The sequence below is a fragment of the Janthinobacterium sp. GW821-FHT03C08 genome (assembly GCF_059420905.1).
Genome location: NZ_JBWKUP010000008.1, coordinates 290,228 through 310,280, shown reverse-complemented (window position 1 = coordinate 310,280; position 20,053 = coordinate 290,228). Strand labels below are relative to the sequence as shown.

The window sequence follows — 20,053 nt, the reverse complement described above, 5'->3', positions numbered from 1 at the left end:
CTGCTGGCCTGCTGGCTGATAAAAAAACGCCGCCGGGAGCGATTCCGGCGGCGTTTTTTATTGCACTACGGCTTTATTGATAATGCCTGTAGACGCTGGTGCTGCCATCATGCCTGACCAGCAGGACGTCATACGGGTCCTGGCGCGGGCCTTCCATGCCGGGCGAACCCATGGGCATGGCGGGCACGGCCAGGCCTCTGGCCTTGGGTTTGTCGCGCAGCAGCTGCCGGATCTCGCTGGCGGGCACGTGGCCCTCGATGGCATAGCCGTTGACGAGGCCCGTGTGGCAGGAGCCAAGCGCGTCGGGAATGCCGGCCAGCTTGCGGTACTGCGCCGGCATCTCCACGTTTTTCGCGCGCACGGTAAAACCGTTCTTTTCCAGGTGCCTGATCCATTCGGAGCAGCAGCCGCACGAGGCGCTCTTGAACACGTCGATGACGGGCGCGGCGGCCATGGCGAGGGTGGGCAGGGCCAGCATGCCGGCGACGGCGCCCCGCAGCAGGAAATTCTTGATCATGGTGTAGCTCTCAGGTAGATAAGGTCGGATGGCCGGGCATGGTCCGGCCAGATGGCGGGGAGGGGCGCAGGCCGGCAATTCCCGCCTGGCGTGTAGGCAAGGCGGGTGGGCCAGGACAGCGTGCCTGGTGCCGGCGCTTACGCCGGCATGTGGCGCGGCGGCCGCAGCAGGGCGTCGGGAATGAAGCCCGTGAACAGGAGCGTGGCTGAAGGGGGGACGCTTTCCGCGCCGCGAAGGGCCGCAGGCGCGCTGGCGAGGGTGGGCGGCATGCATGCGCCCGTGCAAAAGCCCGCACAGGTGCCGCAGGCGGGGTGGCCGGCGCCGCCGCCGTCGTGCTGCCGCGCGCCAGGGGCTGCATCCGCGGTGGCAGCGCTTGCCCGGGCCGCGTCGCCGTGATGCGGGCAAGTCTCGCCCATCGGGGACGCTGCCGGCGCGTGCGCCGCCTGGCCGCGAGCCGGACTGCCATCTGCGCACGGCCAGCCCATGCCGGCAGCAGCGGCCTGCAGGGGCACCGCCGTGATCAGCAGCAGGACCAGCCATGTTTTGAAGAGTCTTAGCATCGCTGGAAAGTATAGCATAGGGGCAACAGCCGCCAGGCCGGAGCGGTGTTCCTAGGCCGAGGCATCCTGGCGCGACTTGGACAGGTACATGGCCCGGTCGGCGTGGCGCAGCAGCATCTGCATGCTGTCGGCATCGTCCGGGTAATGGGCTGCGCCGATGCTGACGGCCGTTTGCAGCACGTCGCCGTTGCCCAGGTGTAGCGGCATGGCCAGCGCCGCATGGATCTTTTGCTCGATCAGCGCGATGTCAGCGGGCATGGCATTGTTTTCCAGCAAGATGACAAACTCGTCGCCGCCCATCCGGGCCAGGGTGTCGGTTTCGCGGATGCAGTCGCGCAGGCGCGCCGCCACGGCCTGCAGCAGCAGGTCGCCGCAGGCGTGGCCGTGGCGGTCGTTGACGCGCTTGAAGCCATTCAGGTCCAGGAACAGCAGCGACAGCCGGCCCTGCTGGCGGTGGGCGCGGGCGAAGGCCGTGTACAGGCGGTCGTGGAACAGGCGGCGATTCGGCAGGCGGGTCAGTTCGTCGTGCATGGCCATGAACTGCATCTGGGTGTGCAGCTGCTGGCGCTCGATGGCCGTGGCCAGCTGCTTGGCGACGAATTGCAGCAAGTCCTGGTCTTGCTCCGTGCTCATGACGTCATCCTGGCCGCTTTGCCACGCCAGCACGCCGATGCTGCCGCGCGACGAATACAGCGGCACGGCCAGCCAGTCGGCGGCCAGGCCGCTGGCGGCCTGCTGCAGCGCCTCCGGCAAGCCCGCCAGCTTGCCCGTTTGCAATAGCACGGCCCGGCCGCAGCGCAGCACTTCATCGCACAGCAGGCCCGCCAGGGGCGGGGCGGGCTGCGGCGCGCTGCCAGCCGCATGGCAGGTGAGGGGCGCCTGCGTGCCGTGTTCGTCCTGCAGCTGCAGGGTCAGGCTGCGCACGGGCAAATGCTCGCCGACGATGTGCAGGATGCGTTGCAGCAGGGCGGGCATGTCGCCGGCCGCATGCGTGGCTTCGGAAATGGCATACAGCGCGGCCTGCTTTGCCTGCGCCTGTTTCAGGGCGCTGACATCGCGCGCCACCGCCACGCGCAGCTGGTGCGGAGCGGACCAGCGGGCGGACCACATGATGTGCGCCAGGCGGCCATCCTTGCGCAGGTAGCGGTTTTCAAAATGCGTCTGCGCATGGCCGTCCATGATGGCGCGGGCAGCCGCCAGGGTACGGGCGCGGTCGGCGGGAGCGACCAGGTCGATCATTTGCATGCCGATCATTTCCTGCTGCGTGTAGCCGAAAATGCGTTCGCAGGCGGCGCTGACAAAGACAAAGCGCCCCTCCACGTCGACCATGCACACGGCGTCGAGCAATAAATCGGTAAAACTGGCCAGCGGCGCGCTCAGAATCTTGTGTTCCATAGTCTGGCATTTTAATGGACATTTCTGGCCGCTATACAACTTGTTGGGGCGCATGAGCCTGCCAGCATGAAAATGTTTCATTTCCCCGACGCTCATGCTTTGCGACTTCTTGCCGTTATAGCAGTATTGCCATGCCACCGCACGCCGCCTCGCCATATCTGGGGAGGACGGCGCGTTTGTAGGCTCTTGATTGCAAAATAATTAAAGATAGCGATATTTCACTCATGCACCTGTCCACGTCCTGCAAGGCGACCGCCCCATGACTTCCATTTCCCCCCTCTCCAGCTGGAACAGCGCCCCGTCGCGCGCGGCCGCCATCAGCCCCGTCCGCGCGGAGGCGCCGTCGTCCGCCGCCACGCCGTCGACTATCGTCGCCCTCAGCCCGGAGAGCGTGAACGGCGGCGTGCCGGCAGGCCAGCTGCCGTCGCCGATGGTGTGGGAGAGCGGCTCGCGCGGCAAGGTCAGCGAGGCGATGACGAAAAGCTTTTCCGCGTATGCGTTTGGCGGCCGCTTCAGCGGCCTGGGTGCGGCCATGCTGGGACAGGCCAAGCTGGGCAACTATCAGTTCTCGCAGGCGCTGCGCCAGCCGCCGCCGAGCACGACCCCGAATATCTACGGGGCATCGGCCATCGCGCCGGGCGACCTGCACGGCAATGGCGAGGATAAGGTCACGCTCAGCATCACCACCAAAAGCGGCGTGGAGGTCAAGCTGTCGCTCGACAGCCAGGGCGACGGCCTGGCCGTGCAGATGTCGGCCAACGGCGAGCTCAGCGACGTTGAAACGCGGGCGCTGGGCGAACTGGCGAAGGGTTTCCAGGACGCCATCGACGGCATGGGCCAGGACACGCCGAAACTCAAGCTGGTGGGCCTGATGCAATTTGACCAGCAGGCGCTGGCATCGGTGAAGCTGCATGCGGAAGTCAAGGTGCGCGGCGAGCCCGCAGGCGTGCAAACCCTGGATTTCCAGGCCGATGGCGCGCAGCGCTCGATCAGCTTCAGCGGCGTGGCCGGCACCCTGGACCTGAAGGTCGATGCCAGCGCGCTCAATACCCTGGGCAGCCCCGAGCGCCAGGCCAAGGCGCTGGACAGCTACATGAAGCAGTTCGACCAGGCGGCCTCGCGCGGCCATGGCGACGCGGGCCTGGTGGCCATGCTCAAGGATGGCTTCACGGCCCTGCACAGCAATACTGCCGCGCCACAGGCCGCGACGGCCACGCCGGAAACGGGCAAGTGGCGCCTGGCGGCCGAGGACAAGTCCATCCTGACGGGACTGGCGGATTTCAGCGCCACCGTGTCGCAGAGCGTCAATTTCAGCAATCCCATGCGCGGCATGGAAAAGGATGGCTTCGATTATGCCGTGTCGCAGAAGACGGCGCAGGCGGGCGCCAGCCAGGACGAACGGTCTGTCAGGCAACAGCAGCAGTCCAAGCTGAGCGCCAGCTTCCACCAGTCGCTGGTGCCCGGCGTGCCGTTGCGGCTGACGAACAATACGGAATCGCAGAACTATACCTATCACCAGATCGAGGACGCGGCCAGCAGCGAGGCGCAGGTGGCGTACAAGGAAGGCAAGCTGGTGCGGGCAAGCCTGCGGCAGGAGGGCAGCCAGTCCACGCATGTCACCAAGTATTTCCTGGGCAAGGTGCAATCGGACACGACCACGCCGGGCAGCTATGCCGTGCTGCGCGACCTGCTGCCCGTGCTGGGGCCTTACCAGACGGGCGCGAAGGACGCGACGTCCGAGGCGCGCAGCGAACAGCGCAAGCAGGCGCTGGCGGCGCTGGGCGACGACGTGCTGCTGCAGTCGTACCGGGGGCAGACGGTCAGCCTGTGGCAGGCGGACGTGCAGCCGAAGGCCGACGCCAGCTAGGACTAGGCCGCGGCACGGCCCTGGAGAAGTCCGCGTCCGATTCCGGCGGCGGTTTTCATGTCCCTTCGGCTGTATGGACTATGCCTATCCGGCCCGCCACCCGCCCTGGCGCCTGCAGACGTGGCATGCCTCTGCCGGCCTGGACTGCGGGCGGAACGCAGCCCATCACCGAGCCTGCAGGCGCTGCTGTTCCAGTGCCGCGTAGGCGGGAACTATGCCTGCCGCCAGTTGCGCCAGCCGCTCTTCCTGCGGAGGGCGCGCATCGCCGCGATATGCCGTGCCCGTATATTTGGAGTGAAACTGCGAGCGTTGCCGCATCGCTTCCAGTTGCGGCGCCGTGCAGGCGATCTGCAGGGCGTCCAGCAGTTCTGAAAAGACCATCCCCGGCAACTGGCTGTAGTTGATCAGCTGGATCAGTCCCGCCGCCGCATGGGCCTGGGCAGCCGTGTAAAAGCTCTCCAGCACCTGGGCCGCGTACGCATCGAGGTCGCCGGGGGCGGTGGCGCGGCCCGCCAGGGGCAGCAGGGCGGGGTGGATCAGGCCCGGCACCATTTGCGGGCCGCGCTGGCGCTGGTGCGAGGCCAGCACTGCCTGCGGCTCGCGGTAGAGGAACAGGCAGGGCGTGTCGGGGAAGGCTGCGCGCAGCAGTTCCAGGCTGTGGATATGCCAGCAGTCGAACTTGATGATGAACCTGTTTTCGATGCCGCTGCGGCGCTGGCCCATGGCGCGCATGACCTGGCGCAGCAGGGCGATGCCGTCGCCGGCCGCCCCCAGGTCGTGGTGCAGGCGCAGCACGGAATCGATGATGGGCGGTTCGGACATGACGATGCATTGCGGCAGCGAGGCCAGCAATTGCGTCAGCAGCGTGGAACCGCAGCGCGACACGTGAAAGATGAAGGCGTCGGGCGCCGGCACGTCGCCGAACTGCGCCAGCGCCGCGAGCGGCGCGTGGCAGACGCGGCGTTCGTCGCGCTCCTGGCGCGCCAGGGTGTTTTCAAAGAAGGAATCGGTGAAGCCGATGTTCCCCATGTCGCGCCACGCCAGCGTTATCGCGCCACCATCTGGCCCGGCGCTGGCTGTCAGCGGATACCAGTTGCGCAGGTCCATGCCCGCGTGCCAGTCGACGGGCGTGCCCCTGGTCAGCTGGCGTTCCTGCACCGCAAAGCCGTTGTGCGCGCTCATGCGGCCACCCCGCGCCGGATGGCGGCCAGCTGGTCGGCCCGGGCCAGCACGGACGGCTCGCCGGTCGCCCGCAGGCGCTCGATGATGTCCTGCACGTTGCCATCGTTGATGCTGGCGTCGCCATACTTGGGCGGCGCTTTCGGCACGAAACCGGCGCTGGCGAACAACTGCTCCAGCCAGGCGTTGGTGACGCAGTCGATCACCAGGTGCACGCGCGGTGCCGTGCCCCGGTTTTCCACGGCGTGGCGGCAGCTGGCATCCATGTACCAGGCGTGGCCGGCGCTGAATTGCACAGGCTCGCCGTCGATACGGAACAGCACCTGTGGCGAGGTGCGGATCGGGATATGGATGCGCGTCACGCCGTCGGCCAGCGCGGTGCCGGGATCGCGGTGTTCGCGGATCACGGCGCCGGCGTCGAGTGCCATCAGGCGCGCGGCGCCCACGTCGCAGGCGAAACTGGCGATCACCTGCTTCAGATACGGACAGTGCGCCAGGTGCGGCGTGTCGGCATACGCCACGTCGTCGAGCGACATGATATGGCGCGCATCGCCGCCGGACGAACGCAACGGCAGCACGCTCCAGCCATTTTCATAGGCGCCCGTATTGAAATGCGCCAGCCAGTCGGCGGGCAGGAAGCGGTCGATATCGTGCTGCATGCGCGCCACGTCGAAGGACAGGGGCAGGCGCAGCCAGGTGCTGGGCGCCGTCATGCCGCGCTCCAGCGCAATTGTTGCTGGATAGGATCTTCGCTCTCGGCAACAAAGCCCAGGCGCGCATACAGGCGGCGCGCGGCCAGGTTGGCGTGATTCACGCCCAGGTGGAGCGTCCATTGCTGCGCGGCAGCATGCGCCTGCAAGCCGGCCAGCACGGCGCTGCCCGCTCCCTGTCCCTGCGCCTGCGGCAGCAGCGTGATATCGACCACGCGCAGCGCCTGTGTGCCGGGGTTGACGATCAGCCGGCCGATGGGTGCGCCGTCGCGTTCGATCAACAGCTGGCGCGCCTGCGGATAGGATTGCCGGTAGCCCAGTTCGTGCGTGCGCTGCTGCATGGCGATCAGTTGCTCGATGAAGTCGGCTTCGGCCTGCATGTGCAGCAAGTCGGCGCGGCTGCTGCGGTACAGGGCGCGTACAAAAGCCTGGTCGCCGTCGCTGGCGGTATCGATGTCGCGCAAGTGGAAAGGGGAAGGAAGGGAATACACCGGCGCTCCAAAAAAGGGGTGGTTCAAATGGCTGTCTATTTGCTATGCTGCCAATGTTTACGCCGTCTTGCAATCACATTTACAGGATTTCCCCTATGAATATCACTCTTGAACTGATCGGTCCCCTGGTGGACAGCGTCTTCATGGCCCATACGGCGGCCGGCGTGGTGCCGCTGACCTTGAGCGAAGCGAAGGAACTGCCGCGGCGCGGCTTGCCGGACCAGTTCCGCACGCCGCTGAGCATGATCTTCGCGGGTCCGGCCGAACTGGTGTTGTCAGACGGAAATTACACGCTTGATCATGCGCAACTGGGGCGGCTGGAGCTGTACCTGTGGCCGATCTCGGCGCCGTTGCCGGCCAAGCCCAGCGAGCTCGGCAAGCAGTGCTACCAGGTCTCGCTGTCGTGAGTGGGCCTGATCGCGCCGCCTGGCAGGCGGAACTGGCGGACATCGCCCGCGCCATCGCCGATCCGGCGCGCCCGCTGGCCTCGCTGATCGGCGAAACGGGCCAGCTGCGGGCCTTTGTCGAGCGCCATTCGCAGCTGTCGATGGCGGGCTCGGACCGCATGACCGAGGGCGAGAGCATCTTGCCCAGCGGCTGGGCGATTTCACCGGTGCAAGCGGCGCTGTGCGCGCGTGAACCGCTGCGCAGCGCCGCCTTCATCCAGGGCCTGGCGGCGGCTATCCGCGCTGCGCCGACGGGCGACAAGCCCGTCTCGGTGCTGTACGCGGGCTGTGGCCCGTTTGCCTTGCTGGCCTTGCCGCTGATGGCGATTTTTTCGCCACAACAGCTGCGCTTCACCATCCTCGAAGTGCACGAGGATGCGCTCGGCTATGCGCGCGCGCTGATCGAAGAGCTCGGCTATGGCGCGTACGTGGCGGCCTACGTCTGCGCCGACGCCGCCACCTGGCGCATTGCGCCCGATGCACTGCCGGACGTGATCGTCAGTGAAACCATGAATACGGCATTGGGCAAGGAGCCGCAGGTGGCCATCATGCGCAATCTGTTCGTGCAGGCGCCGCAGGCGGCACTGGTGCCTGCCGCCATCGCGGTGCACCTGGGCCTGCCAGGCCGCGCCATGGACGAGCCGTGCGCCGACTGGGGCCGCATCTTTGAAGTGAATGCCGCCAGCATCCTGGCATGGCAAGGGCAGGCCGGCAGCGCATTGCCGGCCGCCAGCATCCGCCTGCCGGCGCAGCTGGCGCACGCGCCGAAACTGCTCACGCGCATCCAGGTGCATGGCGACATCGTGCTGCACGACTATGACTGCAGCCTGAATTTGCCGCTGCACCTGCCCGGCAAGCCGCAACTGACGGGATCGGAAACGCTGGCCTTTTCCTATCGGCTGGGCAGCACGCCGGGCCTGGCGTGCGACGTGATGCGCTGAGGGGCTTGCTTAGTTACGCATCGGGAAATAGCCCTCGATGGCGATCAGGTAATTCATCGCCAGGAAGGGCGGCGTCGGCGCGCTCTTTGCCGTCAGCGTCACCGGCGCGGTGATCGGCTGGCCGGTACCGGTGCTGGCGTTGGTGACGGTCGGGCTGAAGCTGACCTGCCCGGTGGCGTTGGCCAGGGCGACGCTGCCGGCGGCACCCAGTGCGGGCAAATACATATTGGTGACGGAAGTGCCCGACGATGCGGCAGTGCCCAGGTAGCCGCCCGCCGTGGGCGCAGGATCGGTGGCTTCGTCCAGGGCGGCGTTCAAGGTGACGTTGACCGTCGCCGCGGGGTTCGACACGGTGGCGACGTGGGTGTGCGCGGGCAGGTTGGCTGGCGTCAATGTGATGTTGGCGGTACCGGCGCTGGCGAGGCGCACGTTGTCACCGAGCGTGTCGCCATTGTGCGACGCCCGCGTCGGCGCGCCTTGTCCATTGACCGGCGCCGTGACGATGCGGTCAGGCGCGGCTGTGTCGTTCAGGGCAACCGGAATGCGGCCGCGCAGGTCGGGTAGGGCGAAGGTGGTCCTGCCGTCGCCGCCAAACTGCGTGCCAAGCAGCGCGTACAGCGCGGCGTTGGTGTTGATGTTCAGTAACTGGCCATTGCAAAACATCCAGCCCTTCGGTGCGAAAGGGAATGCTGCCAGCATGATGCTGCCGATAAGTGGATCCATGGTGTCTCTGGTGAAGTGAAAAGAATGCAGATGGGTGGATTAAGCTGCCGCAGAGGCGCCGCCGGGGCACAGCGCGCCCCGGCGTGTGGCGCATGGTTCAGTTACGGCTAGGGAAGATGCCACTGATGCAGATGATGTACTGTATCGTCTGGAACGGTGGCACGGTGGCCACGTTGCCGCTGGTGGAGACGGTGACCGGCGCTACCACAGGGGTAGCACCGCCGGTATTGCCGACGGTGACCGTGCCGCCACTGCCGCCAGTCACCGTCGCGGTGGCGGCATTGAGTTTGGTCAGCGTGCCGCCGGCGGCATACAGGAATGGCGTGCTGGTGCCGTCGGTCGCGCCTGCGGCCAGGTAGCCGCTGGCCAGCGGTGCCGCTGACGTGCCATCGGCGGTGCTGACATTGATGTCGACGGTCATGGGCGTGCCGCCGCCAGCCGTAAACGTCGCGGAATGGTTGTGGGACGGCAAGTTGGCGACGGTCAGGGTGGCGGTGGCGGAGCCGGCGCCGGGTGCGGTAAACGTGGTGACCACGGTGCCACCGGCGGCGCCGTTGACGCCTGGAATGCGGCCTGACACGTTGTCCTGATTCTGACCCACGGCCACGCGGCCGCGCAAATCGGGCAAGCCGAAGGTGTTGACGCCGTCGCCGCCATATTGCGTACCGAGCAATGCAAACAGGGCCGCGTTGTTGTTGATGTTCAGCAACTGGCCGTTGCACGTCATCCAGCCGCGCGGTGGAAAGGAAAAGCCTACGGCAAGAATGGTACCGACAAATGCATCCATGTTGATTGCCTTTCAAATGAGAGTTTTAATATTATGTCGCCGGGACCGCCAGGCCGGCCTGGACGAAATGAATTCAACCTGGGAATTCAGCCTGTATATATTATGTCAGTTTTGAAAACATTTTCCTGGCATATGTAATATGGCGTGGTTTTTTAAAATGGCATACGCGACGATATCGACGGTATGGAAAATATGTAAATAATAATGCATGATATCTGCGGCTTGAGGCATGCCGCGTTGTCATCAGTTGCGTTGAGGGAAAACTCCCTGCACGGCGATGATGTATTGCATGGCCAGGAAGGGCGGCGTCGGCGCGCTGTTTGCCGTCAGCGTCACCGGCGCGGTGATCGGCTGGCCGGTACCGGTGCTGGCGTTGGTGACGGTCGGGGTGAAGCTGACTTGCCCGGTGGCTTTGGCCAGGGCGACGCTGCCGGCGTTGCCCAGTGCGGGCAAATACATATTGGTGACGGAAGTGCCCGACGATGCGGCAGTGGCCAGGTAGCCGCCTGCCGTGGGCGCAGGATCGGTGGCTTCGTCCAGGGCGACGCTCAGGGACACGGTGACCGCCGACGGAGCGCTCGACACGGTGGCGACGTGGGTGTGTGCCGGCATGTTGGCTTGCGTCAGCGTGAAGTTGGCGGGGCCGGTGCTGACGAGGCGCACGTTGGGGCCCAGCGTATCGCCCACCACGCCTGGCCGGGTGGGGACGCCCTGGTTGGTGACGGGCGCGGTGACGATGCGGTCGGCAGCGGCGGTGCTGTTGACCGCCACCGGGATGCGGCCGCGCAAGTCGGGCAGGGCGAAGGTGGTCTTGCCGTCGCCGCCAAACTGCATGCCGATCAGCGCGTACAGCGCGGCATTGCTTTGAATGTTGAGGATCTGGCCATGGCAAAACATCCAGCCCTGCGGTGCAAAGGTGTAGGGGCACAACAAGACGCTACCTAAAATCGGATCCATGCGTGTTCGCTTTCAAATGATGGGAATGAAAAGACAGGCGGCGCGACTGCACCGCTGGGAAAGATGCTGGGGCGTTTGCATGCAAGGATCAGCCTGCCGCAAGCAGAAAAGAAAAATCCGCATGGATTATGCTGGCGGCATAGGCTTGCATGTTCTTCCTTTCGAAAATGGAATGCGGCAGTGTCTCGCTGCCGATTAAGTCGGCGCGGCATGGTGTGGATATATTAATTCAAAATTTTAAAAATATCACTATTAATTATTGGGGAATATTATTATTGATAAATGTGAAACTTCATCGATTGCCGCTGCTGCAAAGCCCTGGCCAACACGGCGCATGTAGCAGCTCCGGCAAGAAAAACGCGGCCCCATGATTTGATGCGGCCTGCCTTTAGGCGGGCCGGCCGGAGGCTGATCTCACCATGCCGGGCGGGCATGCGCCGCTGGGCGACCTGGCGTTGGCGCAGGCGCCGTAGCAGGCCGGCGAGGCAGGGTTGACCTTGGAGGAAAAGTGCGTTCAGCGCGAGCCGATGCTGGCGGCGCTGAACGAGGAGGTGTTCCTGGCGGCAACGGCAGGAGCATGCAGGAACATCAGGAGGGAAGGGCGCTGGCGCCGGATCAGGCTTGCGCCTTGCTTTGCTTGATCCAGTAGCCGATGCCCAGGGCGCCCAGCCAGACGGGAATCAGGTAGGCGGAGATGCGCAGGCCCGGCGTCAGGTACATGATCACCAGGATGCCGGCCAGGAAGGCCAGGCACAGGTAGTTGGTGAACGGGTAGCCCAGGCTCTGGAACAGGGTCGCCTTGCCCTCGGCCTTTTTTTGCGCGCGGAAGCGCAGGTGGATCCAGCTGATCATGGCCCAATTGATGATCAGCGCCGAGACCACCAGGCCCATCAGCACCTCGAACGCTTCGCCCGGCATGAAGTAATTCACCACCACGCAGGCGCCGGTGGCCAGCGCGGACACGCCCAGGGCCACGAGCGGCACGCCGCGGCGGTTCAGGTGCAGCAGCGCGCGCGGCGCATTGCCTTGCTTGGCCAGGCCGAACAGCATGCGCGTGTTGCAGTACACGCCGCTGTTGTAGACGGACAGCGCCGCCGTCAGCACCACCACGTTCAGGGCCGTGGCCACCAGGTTGCTGTCGAGCGCATGGAAGATCAGCACGAAGGGGCTGCCGCCGGTGACGACGTTTTGCCACGGGTACAGCGACAGCAGGATGCCCAGCGCGCCGATGTAAAAGATCAGGATGCGGTAGATGGCCTGGTTGGTGGCGCGCGGAATCGTCGTGCTCGGGTCATCCGCCTCGGCTGCCGTGATGCCCACCAGTTCCAGGCCGCCAAAGGAAAACATGATGACGGCCATGGCCATCACCAGTCCCTGCCAGCCATTCGGGAAGAAGCCGCCGTGCTGCCACAGGTTGGTCACGGACGCCTGCGGTCCGGCGTCGCCGGAGGCGAGCAGGTAGGCGCCGAAGACGATCATGCCGATGATGGCCACCACCTTGATGATGGCGAACCAGAATTCCATTTCGCCAAACGCCTTGACGTTCAACAAGCTGATGGCATTGATGGCGCAAAAGAAGAGGAGCGCCGAGACCCACGTGGGCACGCCGGGCCACCAGTACTGCACGTAGATGCCGACGGCCGTCAGTTCGGCCATGCTGACGAGCACGTACAGCACCCAGTAATTCCAGCCCGACAGGAAACCGGGCAAATGGCCGCAGTACTTGTCGGCAAAATAGCTGAAGGAGCCGGCGACGGGCTCGTCGACCACCATTTCGCCCAGCTGGCGCATGATCAGGAAGGCGATGACGCCGGCGATGCCGTAGCCCAGCAGCACGGAAGGGCCGGCCATCTTGATGGTTTGTGCGATGCCCAGAAACAGGCCGGTGCCGATGGCGCCGCCCAGGGCGATGAGCTGGATATGGCGGCTTTTCAGGCCGCGCTTCAGCTCTTGTGGTTCGGTATTCCCGACTGCCGTCATGTGTTTTATCCTGTTTTTATGGGGCTGAGGTCGCTGATTCTAAAGCATGCACGGGCAAATCAGGAGCGAAATGCATGTTGCACTGCGGGGGCGCGAGAAAAGCCGCGCATCTTCGCCGAACGGCGCGCAAAACCCCTGCCGTCCGCGATGGCGGCACGGTATCATGATGGCAAATTTCAAGGAGTGTGTATGAATCTTGCGCAGCGCAGCCGCATGCAGGGCATCAGCCTGGGCTTTTTGGCCGGCTATGTCGACACCCTGGGCTTTGTCGCCCTGTTCGGCCTGTTCACGGCCCACGTGACGGGCAACTTCGTGCTCATCGGCGCGGCGCTGGCGAAGGCCACGCATGCATCCATCGCCCTGAAACTGCTGGCCTTTCCCGCCTTTATCCTCGGCGTGGCGGCGGCGCGGCTGCTGAGCGTGGCGGCCGAACGCCGCGGCGGGCCGGCCCTGCGCCTGGCGTTGCTGCTGGAGCTGGCGCTGCTGCTCGGCTTCATGGTGTGCGGCATGCTGGCCGAACCGCTGGGGCCGGAGCCGGGCGCGCTGGCCATGACGGCGGGACTGTTCGGCGCGGCCGGCATGGGCGCGCACAGCGCCATCAGCCGGCTGCTGCTGGCGCACCTGGCGCCGACCTCCATGATGACCGGCAACGTGACGCAAATCGTCATCGACAGCGTGGACGTGCTGCGCGGCGCGGCCGACGGCGCCACGCGCGACCGCTGCGTCAAATTCTTCTGGCCCCTGCTGGGCTTTGCCGCCGGCGCCATCCTGGCCGCCTTTACCTACCTGGCCGTGGGCTTTGCCGCGCTGGCCGTGCCGCTGGCGATACTGCTGGTGCTGATGGCGCTGGAACCGGCGCGCCTGCCGGCCTAGCTGCCGCTGCCGCCGCTTGCCGCGACGATGGCCGGTTCGTACACGGCCAGGAACTCGGGCGGCAGGCGGCGCGCGCGACCGCTGCTCAATTCGATACAGATCAACTCCCAGCGGCCGCGCACGACGGTGGCGCCGTCGCTGTCGCGCACCAACTGGAAGCGCCGCTCCATGCTGGAGCGCCCGTCGCTGGCGCACAGCCAGGTGGCCAGGGTCAGGGCTTCGCCGGCCCGGGTGGGCAGCAGGTAGTCGTACTCGCCGCGGCGGATCGCCATGGCCCGGTCCAGGCGCCGGTAGTCGTCCAGGTCCAGCCCCAGGGCGGCGGAATGGTGCCAGGCGATGTGCTCGCACCAGCGCACGTACACGGCGTTGTTGGTGTGCTGCAAGCCGTCGATATCGTCCGCCGAGGGTGTGACGGGCAGGGTGCAGGCGTGTGGATAATCCCAGTTCAAGTGTGTTCCTTTCGATGCTGTCGATGCTGTCCGCGCAGATTGTACGTGCCGGTGGCATTTCCTGCCCGGCGCGCACGCCAGGCGCGGCAGCATTTTTCTTCCTGATGTATGATGCATCATCTTTGAAAGACAGCACGCATGCACCGGCCATGAAGCAGCCATGAAGCACCAACTGGACAATCTGTCGCACGTCAACCTGGGCAAGTCCGTGTATGTCACCTTGCGCGAGGCGCTGGCGGCCGGGCGCTTCCAGCCCAACGACCGCCTGCGCATCCGCGAGCTGGCGCTGCAGCTCGGTACCAGCGTCACGCCCGTGCGCGACGCCATGCTGCAGCTGGTGCAGGAAGAGGCGCTGGTGCTGCGCTCGCCGCGCGACTTCCGCGTGCCCGTGCTGAGCGTGGCGCGCTACCTGGAAATCCGCGCCCTGCGCCTGGAGCTGGAAGGCCTGGGCGCGTTCGAGGCGGCGCGGCGCATCGACGACGCCAGCCTGGCCGACCTGGAACGCCTGCTGCTGGCAAATGAAGAGGCCATCGCCCGGCACGACCTGGCGGCGGCCCTGCAATGTAACCAGGCGTTTCACCTGGGCCTGGCGCAGGCGGCCGGCATGCCGACGTTAAAACGCTTCGTCGACCACCTGTGGATGCAGACGGCGCCCCTGATCGCCGCCGGCTATGCCGCCTTTTCGCCCGACATGCGGGTGGGCCACCACCACGCCATCATCGTTGCGCTGCGCCAGCGCGACGGCGCGGCCGCGCGGCGCGCCATCGAACAGGACATCCTCGACGGCGGCGCGCAGATGCTGGCGCATGTCATGCGCCAGGAGCGCATCCACGCCGGCGCAACAGAACAAGACAAGGAAGCACATGACGCATCATCCGCACAAGACTGAACCGGATACTGAACGCAAAACCGCCATCGTCACGGGCGCCAGCCGCGGCATCGGCCACGCCGTCGCCGAGCGCTTCCGCAGCCTGGGCTGGCGCGTCATCACCGTCTCGCGCAGCCCGATACCGGGCGGCTGCCCGCGCAGCCAGGAGCACAACACGCACTTTTGCATGGACCTGTCGGACCTGAGCCAGATCGGGCAGATGGTCGATACCCTGCGCCCCATGCTCGGCGACGGCAAGCTGCACGCGCTGGTGAACAACGCGGGCGTGTCGCCGAAGGGGCCGGGCGGTTCGCGCGTCAATTCGCTGACCACCGACATGCAGACGTGGCAAGCCATGTACAACACGAATTTCTTTGCGCCGCTGGCGCTCACGCGCGGCTTTGCGCAGGAATTGTCGAATGCGCACGGCGCCGTCGTGAACCTGTGCTCCATCGCCGGCTACCGCGTGCACCCGTTTGCCGGCTCCGCCTACGCCAGCTCGAAGGCGGCGCTGGCCTCGCTGACGCGCGAAATGGCCAACGACATGGCGCCCATGAACGTGCGCGTCAATGCCATCGCGCCGGGCGAGATCGACACGGCCATCCTGTCGCCGGGCACCTCGCACATCGTCGACACGCAAATCCCCCTGCGGCGCCTGGGCACGACGGCCGAGGTGGCGGACCTGGTGGAGTTTTTATGCAGCGAGCGCGCCTCGTACATCACGGGCGCGGAAATTCCCATCGACGGCGGCCAGCGCATTTAACTGACAAGGAAGATCGCATGACACGACATATCGGCATCGTCGGCTGTTCGGCCGAAGGCGCGGCCCTGTGCTACCGCACGATTTGCGAAGAGGGCGCGCATGCGCTGGGGGCGTATGAACATCCGGAAGTGACGCTGCACACGCCGCCGCTGGCGCGCTATGTGGCTTGCCTGAACGGGGGCGATCTGGCCGGCGTGGCCGAACTGATGCTGGTGTCGGCGCACAAGCTGGCCGCGGCGGGCGCCGATTTCCTGATCTGCCCCGACAACACCATCCACCAGGCATTCGAGCTGGTGGCGCCCCGTTCGCCGCTGCCCTGGCTGCATATCGCGGACGTGGTGGCCAGCGAGGCGGCTGCGCGCGGTTACCGGCGCGTGGGCTTGACGGGCACGCGCTGGCTGGTCGACAGCGCCGTGTATCCGGACAGGCTGGCCACGCGCGGCATCGATTGCGTGCGGCCGGGCGAGGACGAGCGCAGCGAAATCAACCGCATCATCATGGAGGAGCTGGTGCCGGGCGTGGTCAAGCCGGACAGCGTGGCGCGCTTCCAGGCCATCATCGCCGGCTTGCGCGAGCAGGGCTGCGATGCCGTCATCCTCGGCTGCACGGAAATCCCGCTGATCATCGGCGACGCCAATTCGCCGCTGCCGACCCTCGATTCCACGCGCTTGCTGGCGCGCGCGGCCCTGCGCCGGGCGCTGGACGCCTGACTACTTATTCCGCTGCGTGTCCAGCTGCGCCTGCAGCGCGGCCACCACCAGCGCATGGTCGTCCGCCTGCGCCAGGCCAGAGACGGTGACGGTGCCGACCAGCCCCACACCGCGTATCAGCAGGGGAAAGGCGCCGCCATGGCCCGCGTATTCGACGTCGTCGAGGTATTTCACGTCCTCGAAGGTGCTGCCGCGGCTCTTGTACGAGATGCCCATGTAATAGGAACTGCGGCAAAAGCGCTGCACCGTGTTGTTCTTGCGACGTATCCAGTCCGCCTGGTCGGCCGTGGCACCCGTCATGGCGTGGTGGAACAGGACCTGGCCGTTGCGCGTGATGTTGACGGTGACGGCCTTGCCGCGCCGGCGCACGTCCTCGACGATCCACAGGCCCACGGCCAGCGCGTCATCGTTGTCGAAACGCTTGAACTGCAGGGTTTCTTCCTGCTGCGCCAGGGTGTGCAGCAAATCGGCGTAATGATCCATCGTGAAAGTAGGCAAGAGTGGCTGGAAGCGCTACTGTAGCGCACCCTGGCGCGGCGGCGCGCGCTTTTTGCGCGCCGGGCCTACAATAGGCGGCATGAACCTGTCCCTGTTTGCCGATGAAGAGCAATTCCCGGCCGCGCCCGCGCCCCTCGTGCCGGGCACGCGCGCATCCTGGCTGCTGCGCGGCTTTGCGCTGCCCCACGTCGACGCCGTGCTGGCGGCGCTGGACGCCATCGTGCAGGCGGCGCCCCTGCGCCACATGGCCACGCCGGGCGGCCTGCGCATGTCGGTCGCCATGAGCAATTGCGGCTCCCTGGGCTGGATCACGGACGGACGCGGCTACCGCTATGCGCGGCGCGACCCCGCCAGCGGCCTTGCCTGGCCCGCCATGCCGCCCGTTTTCCTGCGCCTGGCGCAGCAGGCGGCGCTGGCGGCCGGCTATCCCGATTTCACGCCCGACGCCTGCCTGGTCAACCGCTATGCGCCCGGTGCGCGCATGGCCCTGCACCAGGACCGCGACGAGTGCGATTTCAACGCGCCCATCGTTTCCGTCTCGCTGGGACTGCCCGCCACCTTCCTGTTTGGCGGCGCCGGGCGGGCCGACAGGGCGGAACGCATCGTCCTGCTGCATGGCGACGTGGTGGTGTGGGGCGGTGCGGACCGGCTGCGCTTTCACGGCGTGGCGCCATTGAAGGAGGGCGAACACGCGCGGCTGGGCGCGCAGCGCATCAATCTGACCTTTCGCAAGGCCAGTTAGGCCACAGGCGCCTCATGTGCCGCCTGCGCCCGCTGCGCGCGCCAGGGCGTTGCCGGCCTGGCCACGTAGTGCGCATACACATGGCGCCACGGGATGGCCAGGTACACCAGCACGACGAACGCGCATTCGAAGGCGGTGGCCGCGGTGGCGGCATCGAGGCTGCCATTGAGCCATTGCGGCAGCGGCACGAGCAGCAGCCAGATGGTCTTCCACAGCGCTTCCCACAGCAGCACGGGCAGCATCTGCAGCGGGTAGCGCAAGCCCAGCAGACATAGCAACGAGAACGCGGCCAGCATGCAGTTGACGGTGCCGCGCGCCAGCTCCCACGGCGCGTGCGGCTGGACGATGCCGGGCCACAGCACGCTGCCCAGCCCCAGGACGACCAGCAGATACATGGCGCGTAGCGCATACAGGCGGGCGGTCGATACGGTGTTCATGGTGTTCGCTCCTTGGCGTGATGGGGGATGTGCGGCTGACATTGCGGGACTTCCCGCTTACTCGACTTCCTTGAGTATCTTTTCCAGGCTGCCCAGGCGGGCCTCGATCTGCGCCACGGACGCGCGCAGTGCCGCCAGCGCGGCCGCCGTTTCCGCCTGCGCGGCTGCCATGGACTGGGCCAGTTCCTGATAGGCGCCGTCCTGCGCCAGCCGCGCGCGGGCTTGCGCCACGCCGGAAGCATATTTGAAGGCGAAGATGAGGACGGCGGCGGTGCAGCTAAAGAAGAACGCCGCGAAAAAAGCATTTTCAGTCATGATGGCCTCGGTTATTCAGGGTTGGGGGTAAGCGACGACGCGGCCGTGGCGATGCTGGCCGGCGTGAGCAGCAGTTGAAACGGGCTGGCTTCAAAATAATTGAGGGCCTTGCCGTCGTGCGACAGTTCCAGCTGGCTGCTGACCAGGCCCGCGCTTTCCAGCTTTTGCAGGTGCAGGTGCAGCAGCGGACGGCTGATGCCCAGGTCGCGCGCCAGCTGGCTGATGTAGTTGCGCCCGCCCGTGGCCAGCGCGGCGACGATGCGCAGCCGGTGCGGGTTGTCGAGCGCCGCCAGCATGGCCAGCAGGCGGTCTCCGGTCGGTGGTGTGTTTGAATCTGTCATGTGTCAACATTATCTGACACGTGACAGCGAGTCAAGCGAATTATGCGCTGCGTTGCGGCAGGCGCGGGGCCTAGGGTGCCGTCGCGTGCGGCCCTGTCTGGGCGAAGGCGAGATGGTTGCCGTCCGGGTCGGTGAGCATGATGGTGTGCACCTGCGCCGTCTTCGTCGGCGCGCCGTGCGCCACGTTCAGCTGCTGCAGATGGGTGGCCAGCAGGCCGATATCGTCGACGGCCAGGGTGACGGAGCCGCCGCCGGCGCGCTCGGGCTGCTGGTACAGCTGCAGCCCGCCGCCCCGGTCAAATTTCCATTCGGCTACTTCCAGCAGGGGCCGGCTGTCGGCTTCCCTGTCCAGCAGGCTGGCATACCAGGTGCTTGCCGCGTGCAAGTCGCGCACGGCGAGGCTGGCGATGGCGTTCAGGATGGGCATGATGCATCTCCTTGATCGAGGGCGAGCTTCAAGATAGCGCCATGACACAGGCATTTTCCGTGCGGCTGCGCACCGTGTCCGTCACTTAAAATGCAACTATCTTGCAAATAAGAGGGAATGTCTGCATCATATGCAATTAACTTGCATATCCAGGATGAATTTTCATGAAACGCGATGACCACGCAGCACCCTTGCCCGATGTCGCCGCCGGCGGCAATGCCGGCAGTCCCTTGCCCCTGGAATGGGTGGGCATGCAGGGCATCGCCTTGCCTTTGTGGCTGGAAGAGGGGGGGCAGGCGCAGCAGGTCCATGCCTGGGCGGACGTGCACGTGGATTTGCCCGACCCGCGAGTGAAGGGCATTCACATGTCGCGCCTGTACCGGCTGCTCGACGCGTTTGCCGCCGCCGGGCCCCTCGACGCGGGCGAGCTGGCGGCGCTGCTGCGGCGCATGGTGGACAGTCACGCCGATTGCGCCAGCACGCAGGCGCGCATCGTGCTGGCCTTTCCCGTGCTGCGGCGCCAGCCAGCGTTGCTGACGGCCGGCCTGGCAGGCTGGAAGTCGTATCCCGTGCGCCTGCAGGCCACGCTCTCGCCGCGCGGCCTGGCCATGACCCTGGCCGTGGAGGTCGGCTATTCGTCGACCTGTCCCTGTTCGGCGGCGCTGGCGCGGCAACTGGTGGCCGACGGCTTTGCGGCGCGCTTTGGTACGGGCGGCATCGATGGCGCCGCCGCCCGCGACTGGCTGCGCGAGCACGCCAGCCTGGCCACGCCGCACAGCCAGCGCAGCACGGCCAGCGTCACCCTGTCTCTCGATGGCACAGCGGAGCTGGACCTGTTCCCCCTGATCGACCTGGTCGAGGCGGCGCTGGCCACGCCGCTGCAGACGGCCGTGAAACGCGCCGATGAACAGGCCTTCGCGCGCCTCAATGGTGCTAATCTGATGTACGTGGAAGATGCGGCCCGCCGCGTGCAGGCGGCGCTGGCGCCACACTATGCGCAGGCTGGCGTTTCCGTGCGGCATATGGAAAGCCTGCATCCGCACGACGCCGTGGCGCAGGCGGGCGTCTTTTAATCAT

The 20,053-nt window shown here is 66.2% G+C and carries 26 protein-coding genes; 10 read left to right on the top strand and 16 right to left on the bottom strand.

The genetic code is table 11. From position 1 onward, the window contains the following. Positions 1 to 73: 73 nt before the first annotated feature. From AC07VL_RS13975 to AC07VL_RS13965, 3 genes are all read right to left on the bottom strand, one after another. A complete protein-coding gene (locus AC07VL_RS13975; RefSeq protein WP_494806411.1) occupies positions 74 to 517 on the bottom strand; it encodes a DUF411 domain-containing protein in 444 nt (147 codons plus the stop codon). A 137-nt stretch (positions 518 to 654) separates the two neighbouring features. Next, positions 655 to 1,077 carry a hypothetical protein gene (locus AC07VL_RS13970; RefSeq protein ID WP_494806410.1) on the bottom strand — a complete coding sequence of 141 codons (423 nt, stop codon included), beginning with the start codon at positions 1,075 to 1,077 and terminating at the stop codon, positions 655 to 657. A 51-nt stretch (positions 1,078 to 1,128) separates the two neighbouring features. Then, positions 1,129 to 2,472 carry a sensor domain-containing protein gene (locus AC07VL_RS13965; RefSeq protein WP_494806409.1) on the bottom strand — a complete coding sequence of 448 codons (1,344 nt, stop codon included), beginning with the start codon at positions 2,470 to 2,472 and terminating at the stop codon, positions 1,129 to 1,131. 259 nt (positions 2,473 to 2,731) lie between these two features. On the opposite strand from AC07VL_RS13965, the gene AC07VL_RS13960 reads away from it, so the two are divergent. Beyond that, positions 2,732 to 4,339 (top strand): hypothetical protein, encoded by a 1,608-nt coding sequence (locus AC07VL_RS13960; protein ID WP_494806408.1) that lies wholly within the window; start codon positions 2,732 to 2,734, stop codon positions 4,337 to 4,339. 165 nt (positions 4,340 to 4,504) lie between these two features. Here the strand turns inward: AC07VL_RS13960 and AC07VL_RS13955 are convergent, their stop codons facing one another. The 3 genes from AC07VL_RS13955 to AC07VL_RS13945 are packed head-to-tail and all read right to left on the bottom strand — an operon-like array spanning position 4,505 to position 6,719. Then, on the bottom strand, positions 4,505 to 5,521 hold the full coding sequence (locus tag AC07VL_RS13955) for a sulfotransferase family protein (RefSeq protein WP_494806407.1): 1,017 nt from the start codon (positions 5,519 to 5,521) through the stop codon (positions 4,505 to 4,507). Then, positions 5,518 to 6,231, bottom strand: a complete 714-nt coding sequence (locus AC07VL_RS13950; protein WP_494806406.1) for an aspartyl/asparaginyl beta-hydroxylase domain-containing protein — start codon at positions 6,229 to 6,231, stop codon at positions 5,518 to 5,520. The genes AC07VL_RS13955 and AC07VL_RS13950 overlap by 4 nt, the downstream gene beginning before the upstream one ends. Then, positions 6,228 to 6,719, bottom strand: a complete 492-nt coding sequence (locus tag AC07VL_RS13945; protein ID WP_494806405.1) for a GNAT family N-acetyltransferase — start codon at positions 6,717 to 6,719, stop codon at positions 6,228 to 6,230. The genes AC07VL_RS13950 and AC07VL_RS13945 overlap by 4 nt, the downstream gene beginning before the upstream one ends. Positions 6,720 to 6,814: 95 nt before the next feature. Here AC07VL_RS13945 and AC07VL_RS13940 point away from each other — a divergent pair, with 95 nt between their 5' ends. Together AC07VL_RS13940 and AC07VL_RS13935 are read left to right on the top strand one after the other, a co-directional pair. Beyond that, positions 6,815 to 7,126 carry a DUF6916 family protein gene (locus tag AC07VL_RS13940; RefSeq protein WP_290599632.1) on the top strand — a complete coding sequence of 104 codons (312 nt, stop codon included), beginning with the start codon at positions 6,815 to 6,817 and terminating at the stop codon, positions 7,124 to 7,126. Beyond that, positions 7,123 to 8,106: an SAM-dependent methyltransferase gene (locus tag AC07VL_RS13935; protein WP_494806404.1), complete on the top strand. Its 984-nt coding sequence runs from the start codon at positions 7,123 to 7,125 to the stop codon at positions 8,104 to 8,106. Before AC07VL_RS13940 ends, AC07VL_RS13935 begins: the two co-directional genes overlap by 4 nt. Before the next feature lie 9 nt (positions 8,107 to 8,115). On the opposite strand, the gene AC07VL_RS13930 is transcribed toward AC07VL_RS13935, so the two are convergent. The 4 genes from AC07VL_RS13930 to AC07VL_RS13915 form a co-directional block, all read right to left on the bottom strand. Further along, complete coding sequence (locus tag AC07VL_RS13930) at positions 8,116 to 8,829, bottom strand: phage tail protein (RefSeq protein WP_494806403.1); 714 nt, start codon at positions 8,827 to 8,829, stop codon at positions 8,116 to 8,118. A 97-nt stretch (positions 8,830 to 8,926) separates the two neighbouring features. Further along, entirely contained in the window at positions 8,927 to 9,616 is a 690-nt protein-coding gene (locus AC07VL_RS13925; RefSeq protein ID WP_494806402.1) for a phage tail protein, read from the bottom strand. 243 nt (positions 9,617 to 9,859) lie between these two features. Continuing rightward, positions 9,860 to 10,573, bottom strand: coding sequence for a phage tail protein (locus AC07VL_RS13920; protein ID WP_494806401.1), 714 nt, complete (start codon positions 10,571 to 10,573; stop codon positions 9,860 to 9,862). 615 nt (positions 10,574 to 11,188) lie between these two features. Then, on the bottom strand, positions 11,189 to 12,553 hold the full coding sequence (locus tag AC07VL_RS13915) for an amino acid permease (protein ID WP_494806400.1): 1,365 nt from the start codon (positions 12,551 to 12,553) through the stop codon (positions 11,189 to 11,191). Between the two features lie 189 nt (positions 12,554 to 12,742). Between AC07VL_RS13915 and AC07VL_RS13910 the strand changes: the two genes are divergently transcribed. Continuing rightward, positions 12,743 to 13,426, top strand: a complete 684-nt coding sequence (locus tag AC07VL_RS13910) for a YoaK family protein (protein ID WP_494806399.1) — start codon at positions 12,743 to 12,745, stop codon at positions 13,424 to 13,426. Here AC07VL_RS13910 and AC07VL_RS13905 read toward each other — a convergent pair. After that, the gene (locus AC07VL_RS13905; protein ID WP_494806398.1) at positions 13,423 to 13,875 is read right to left on the bottom strand and encodes an acyl-CoA thioesterase; all 453 of its coding nucleotides are present in this window, start codon (positions 13,873 to 13,875) and stop codon (positions 13,423 to 13,425) included. The genes AC07VL_RS13910 and AC07VL_RS13905 overlap by 4 nt on opposite strands. A gap of 14 nt (positions 13,876 to 13,889) precedes the next feature. Here AC07VL_RS13905 and AC07VL_RS13900 point away from each other — a divergent pair, with 14 nt between their 5' ends. Genes AC07VL_RS13900 through AC07VL_RS13885 form a run of 4 tightly spaced genes read left to right on the top strand, consistent with a single transcriptional unit; the run spans position 13,890 to position 16,216 of the window. Then, positions 13,890 to 14,039, top strand: coding sequence for a hypothetical protein (locus AC07VL_RS13900; RefSeq protein WP_494806397.1), 150 nt, complete (start codon positions 13,890 to 13,892; stop codon positions 14,037 to 14,039). Further along, positions 14,036 to 14,764, top strand: coding sequence for a GntR family transcriptional regulator (locus tag AC07VL_RS13895; protein ID WP_494806396.1), 729 nt, complete (start codon positions 14,036 to 14,038; stop codon positions 14,762 to 14,764). The genes AC07VL_RS13900 and AC07VL_RS13895 overlap by 4 nt, the downstream gene beginning before the upstream one ends. Further along, on the top strand, positions 14,739 to 15,506 hold the full coding sequence (locus tag AC07VL_RS13890) for an SDR family NAD(P)-dependent oxidoreductase (protein ID WP_494806395.1): 768 nt from the start codon (positions 14,739 to 14,741) through the stop codon (positions 15,504 to 15,506). Before AC07VL_RS13895 ends, AC07VL_RS13890 begins: the two co-directional genes overlap by 26 nt. A 17-nt stretch (positions 15,507 to 15,523) precedes the next feature. Further along, on the top strand, positions 15,524 to 16,216 hold the full coding sequence (locus tag AC07VL_RS13885; protein ID WP_494806394.1) for an aspartate/glutamate racemase family protein: 693 nt from the start codon (positions 15,524 to 15,526) through the stop codon (positions 16,214 to 16,216). Here the strand turns inward: AC07VL_RS13885 and AC07VL_RS13880 are convergent, their stop codons facing one another. Next, complete coding sequence (locus AC07VL_RS13880) at positions 16,217 to 16,714, bottom strand: heme-degrading domain-containing protein (RefSeq protein WP_494806393.1); 498 nt, start codon at positions 16,712 to 16,714, stop codon at positions 16,217 to 16,219. It abuts the gene before it with no gap. 79 nt (positions 16,715 to 16,793) lie between these two features. Here AC07VL_RS13880 and alkB point away from each other — a divergent pair, with 79 nt between their 5' ends. Next, positions 16,794 to 17,456: a DNA oxidative demethylase AlkB gene (gene alkB, locus AC07VL_RS13875; RefSeq protein WP_494806392.1), complete on the top strand. Its 663-nt coding sequence runs from the start codon at positions 16,794 to 16,796 to the stop codon at positions 17,454 to 17,456. On the opposite strand, the gene AC07VL_RS13870 is transcribed toward alkB, so the two are convergent. From AC07VL_RS13870 to AC07VL_RS13855, 4 genes are all read right to left on the bottom strand, one after another. After that, complete coding sequence (locus AC07VL_RS13870) at positions 17,453 to 17,893, bottom strand: hypothetical protein (RefSeq protein WP_494806391.1); 441 nt, start codon at positions 17,891 to 17,893, stop codon at positions 17,453 to 17,455. The genes alkB and AC07VL_RS13870 overlap by 4 nt on opposite strands. A 57-nt stretch (positions 17,894 to 17,950) precedes the next feature. After that, positions 17,951 to 18,208, bottom strand: a complete 258-nt coding sequence (locus tag AC07VL_RS13865) for a hypothetical protein (protein ID WP_494806390.1) — start codon at positions 18,206 to 18,208, stop codon at positions 17,951 to 17,953. 11 nt (positions 18,209 to 18,219) lie between these two features. Beyond that, positions 18,220 to 18,549 carry an ArsR/SmtB family transcription factor gene (locus tag AC07VL_RS13860; protein ID WP_494806389.1) on the bottom strand — a complete coding sequence of 110 codons (330 nt, stop codon included), beginning with the start codon at positions 18,547 to 18,549 and terminating at the stop codon, positions 18,220 to 18,222. Between the two features lie 70 nt (positions 18,550 to 18,619). Beyond that, a complete protein-coding gene (locus tag AC07VL_RS13855; protein ID WP_494806388.1) occupies positions 18,620 to 18,976 on the bottom strand; it encodes a VOC family protein in 357 nt (118 codons plus the stop codon). A 164-nt stretch (positions 18,977 to 19,140) separates the two neighbouring features. On the opposite strand from AC07VL_RS13855, the gene folE2 reads away from it, so the two are divergent. Continuing rightward, a complete protein-coding gene (gene folE2, locus AC07VL_RS13850; protein WP_494806387.1) occupies positions 19,141 to 20,049 on the top strand; it encodes a GTP cyclohydrolase FolE2 in 909 nt (302 codons plus the stop codon). Positions 20,050 to 20,053 lie beyond the last annotated feature (4 nt).

Coding starts and splice junctions, on each gene's coding strand:
- AC07VL_RS13975 (WP_494806411.1), bottom strand. CDS start 517: ATGATCAAGAATTTCCTGCTGCGGGGCGCCGTCGCCGGCATGCTGGCC.
- AC07VL_RS13970 (WP_494806410.1), bottom strand. CDS start 1,077: ATGCTAAGACTCTTCAAAACATGGCTGGTCCTGCTGCTGATCACGGCG.
- AC07VL_RS13965 (WP_494806409.1), bottom strand. CDS start 2,472: ATGGAACACAAGATTCTGAGCGCGCCGCTGGCCAGTTTTACCGATTTA.
- AC07VL_RS13960 (WP_494806408.1), top strand. CDS start 2,732: ATGACTTCCATTTCCCCCCTCTCCAGCTGGAACAGCGCCCCGTCGCGC.
- AC07VL_RS13955 (WP_494806407.1), bottom strand. CDS start 5,521: ATGAGCGCGCACAACGGCTTTGCGGTGCAGGAACGCCAGCTGACCAGG.
- AC07VL_RS13950 (WP_494806406.1), bottom strand. CDS start 6,231: ATGACGGCGCCCAGCACCTGGCTGCGCCTGCCCCTGTCCTTCGACGTG.
- AC07VL_RS13940 (WP_290599632.1), top strand. CDS start 6,815: ATGAATATCACTCTTGAACTGATCGGTCCCCTGGTGGACAGCGTCTTC.
- AC07VL_RS13930 (WP_494806403.1), bottom strand. CDS start 8,829: ATGGATCCACTTATCGGCAGCATCATGCTGGCAGCATTCCCTTTCGCA.
- AC07VL_RS13925 (WP_494806402.1), bottom strand. CDS start 9,616: ATGGATGCATTTGTCGGTACCATTCTTGCCGTAGGCTTTTCCTTTCCA.
- AC07VL_RS13920 (WP_494806401.1), bottom strand. CDS start 10,573: ATGGATCCGATTTTAGGTAGCGTCTTGTTGTGCCCCTACACCTTTGCA.
- AC07VL_RS13915 (WP_494806400.1), bottom strand. CDS start 12,553: ATGACGGCAGTCGGGAATACCGAACCACAAGAGCTGAAGCGCGGCCTG.
- AC07VL_RS13910 (WP_494806399.1), top strand. CDS start 12,743: ATGAATCTTGCGCAGCGCAGCCGCATGCAGGGCATCAGCCTGGGCTTT.
- AC07VL_RS13900 (WP_494806397.1), top strand. CDS start 13,890: ATGCTGTCGATGCTGTCCGCGCAGATTGTACGTGCCGGTGGCATTTCC.
- AC07VL_RS13895 (WP_494806396.1), top strand. CDS start 14,036: ATGAAGCACCAACTGGACAATCTGTCGCACGTCAACCTGGGCAAGTCC.
- AC07VL_RS13890 (WP_494806395.1), top strand. CDS start 14,739: ATGACGCATCATCCGCACAAGACTGAACCGGATACTGAACGCAAAACC.
- AC07VL_RS13885 (WP_494806394.1), top strand. CDS start 15,524: ATGACACGACATATCGGCATCGTCGGCTGTTCGGCCGAAGGCGCGGCC.
- alkB (WP_494806392.1), top strand. CDS start 16,794: ATGAACCTGTCCCTGTTTGCCGATGAAGAGCAATTCCCGGCCGCGCCC.
- AC07VL_RS13870 (WP_494806391.1), bottom strand. CDS start 17,893: ATGAACACCGTATCGACCGCCCGCCTGTATGCGCTACGCGCCATGTAT.
- AC07VL_RS13865 (WP_494806390.1), bottom strand. CDS start 18,208: ATGACTGAAAATGCTTTTTTCGCGGCGTTCTTCTTTAGCTGCACCGCC.
- AC07VL_RS13860 (WP_494806389.1), bottom strand. CDS start 18,549: ATGACAGATTCAAACACACCACCGACCGGAGACCGCCTGCTGGCCATG.
- AC07VL_RS13855 (WP_494806388.1), bottom strand. CDS start 18,976: ATGCCCATCCTGAACGCCATCGCCAGCCTCGCCGTGCGCGACTTGCAC.
- folE2 (WP_494806387.1), top strand. CDS start 19,141: ATGAAACGCGATGACCACGCAGCACCCTTGCCCGATGTCGCCGCCGGC.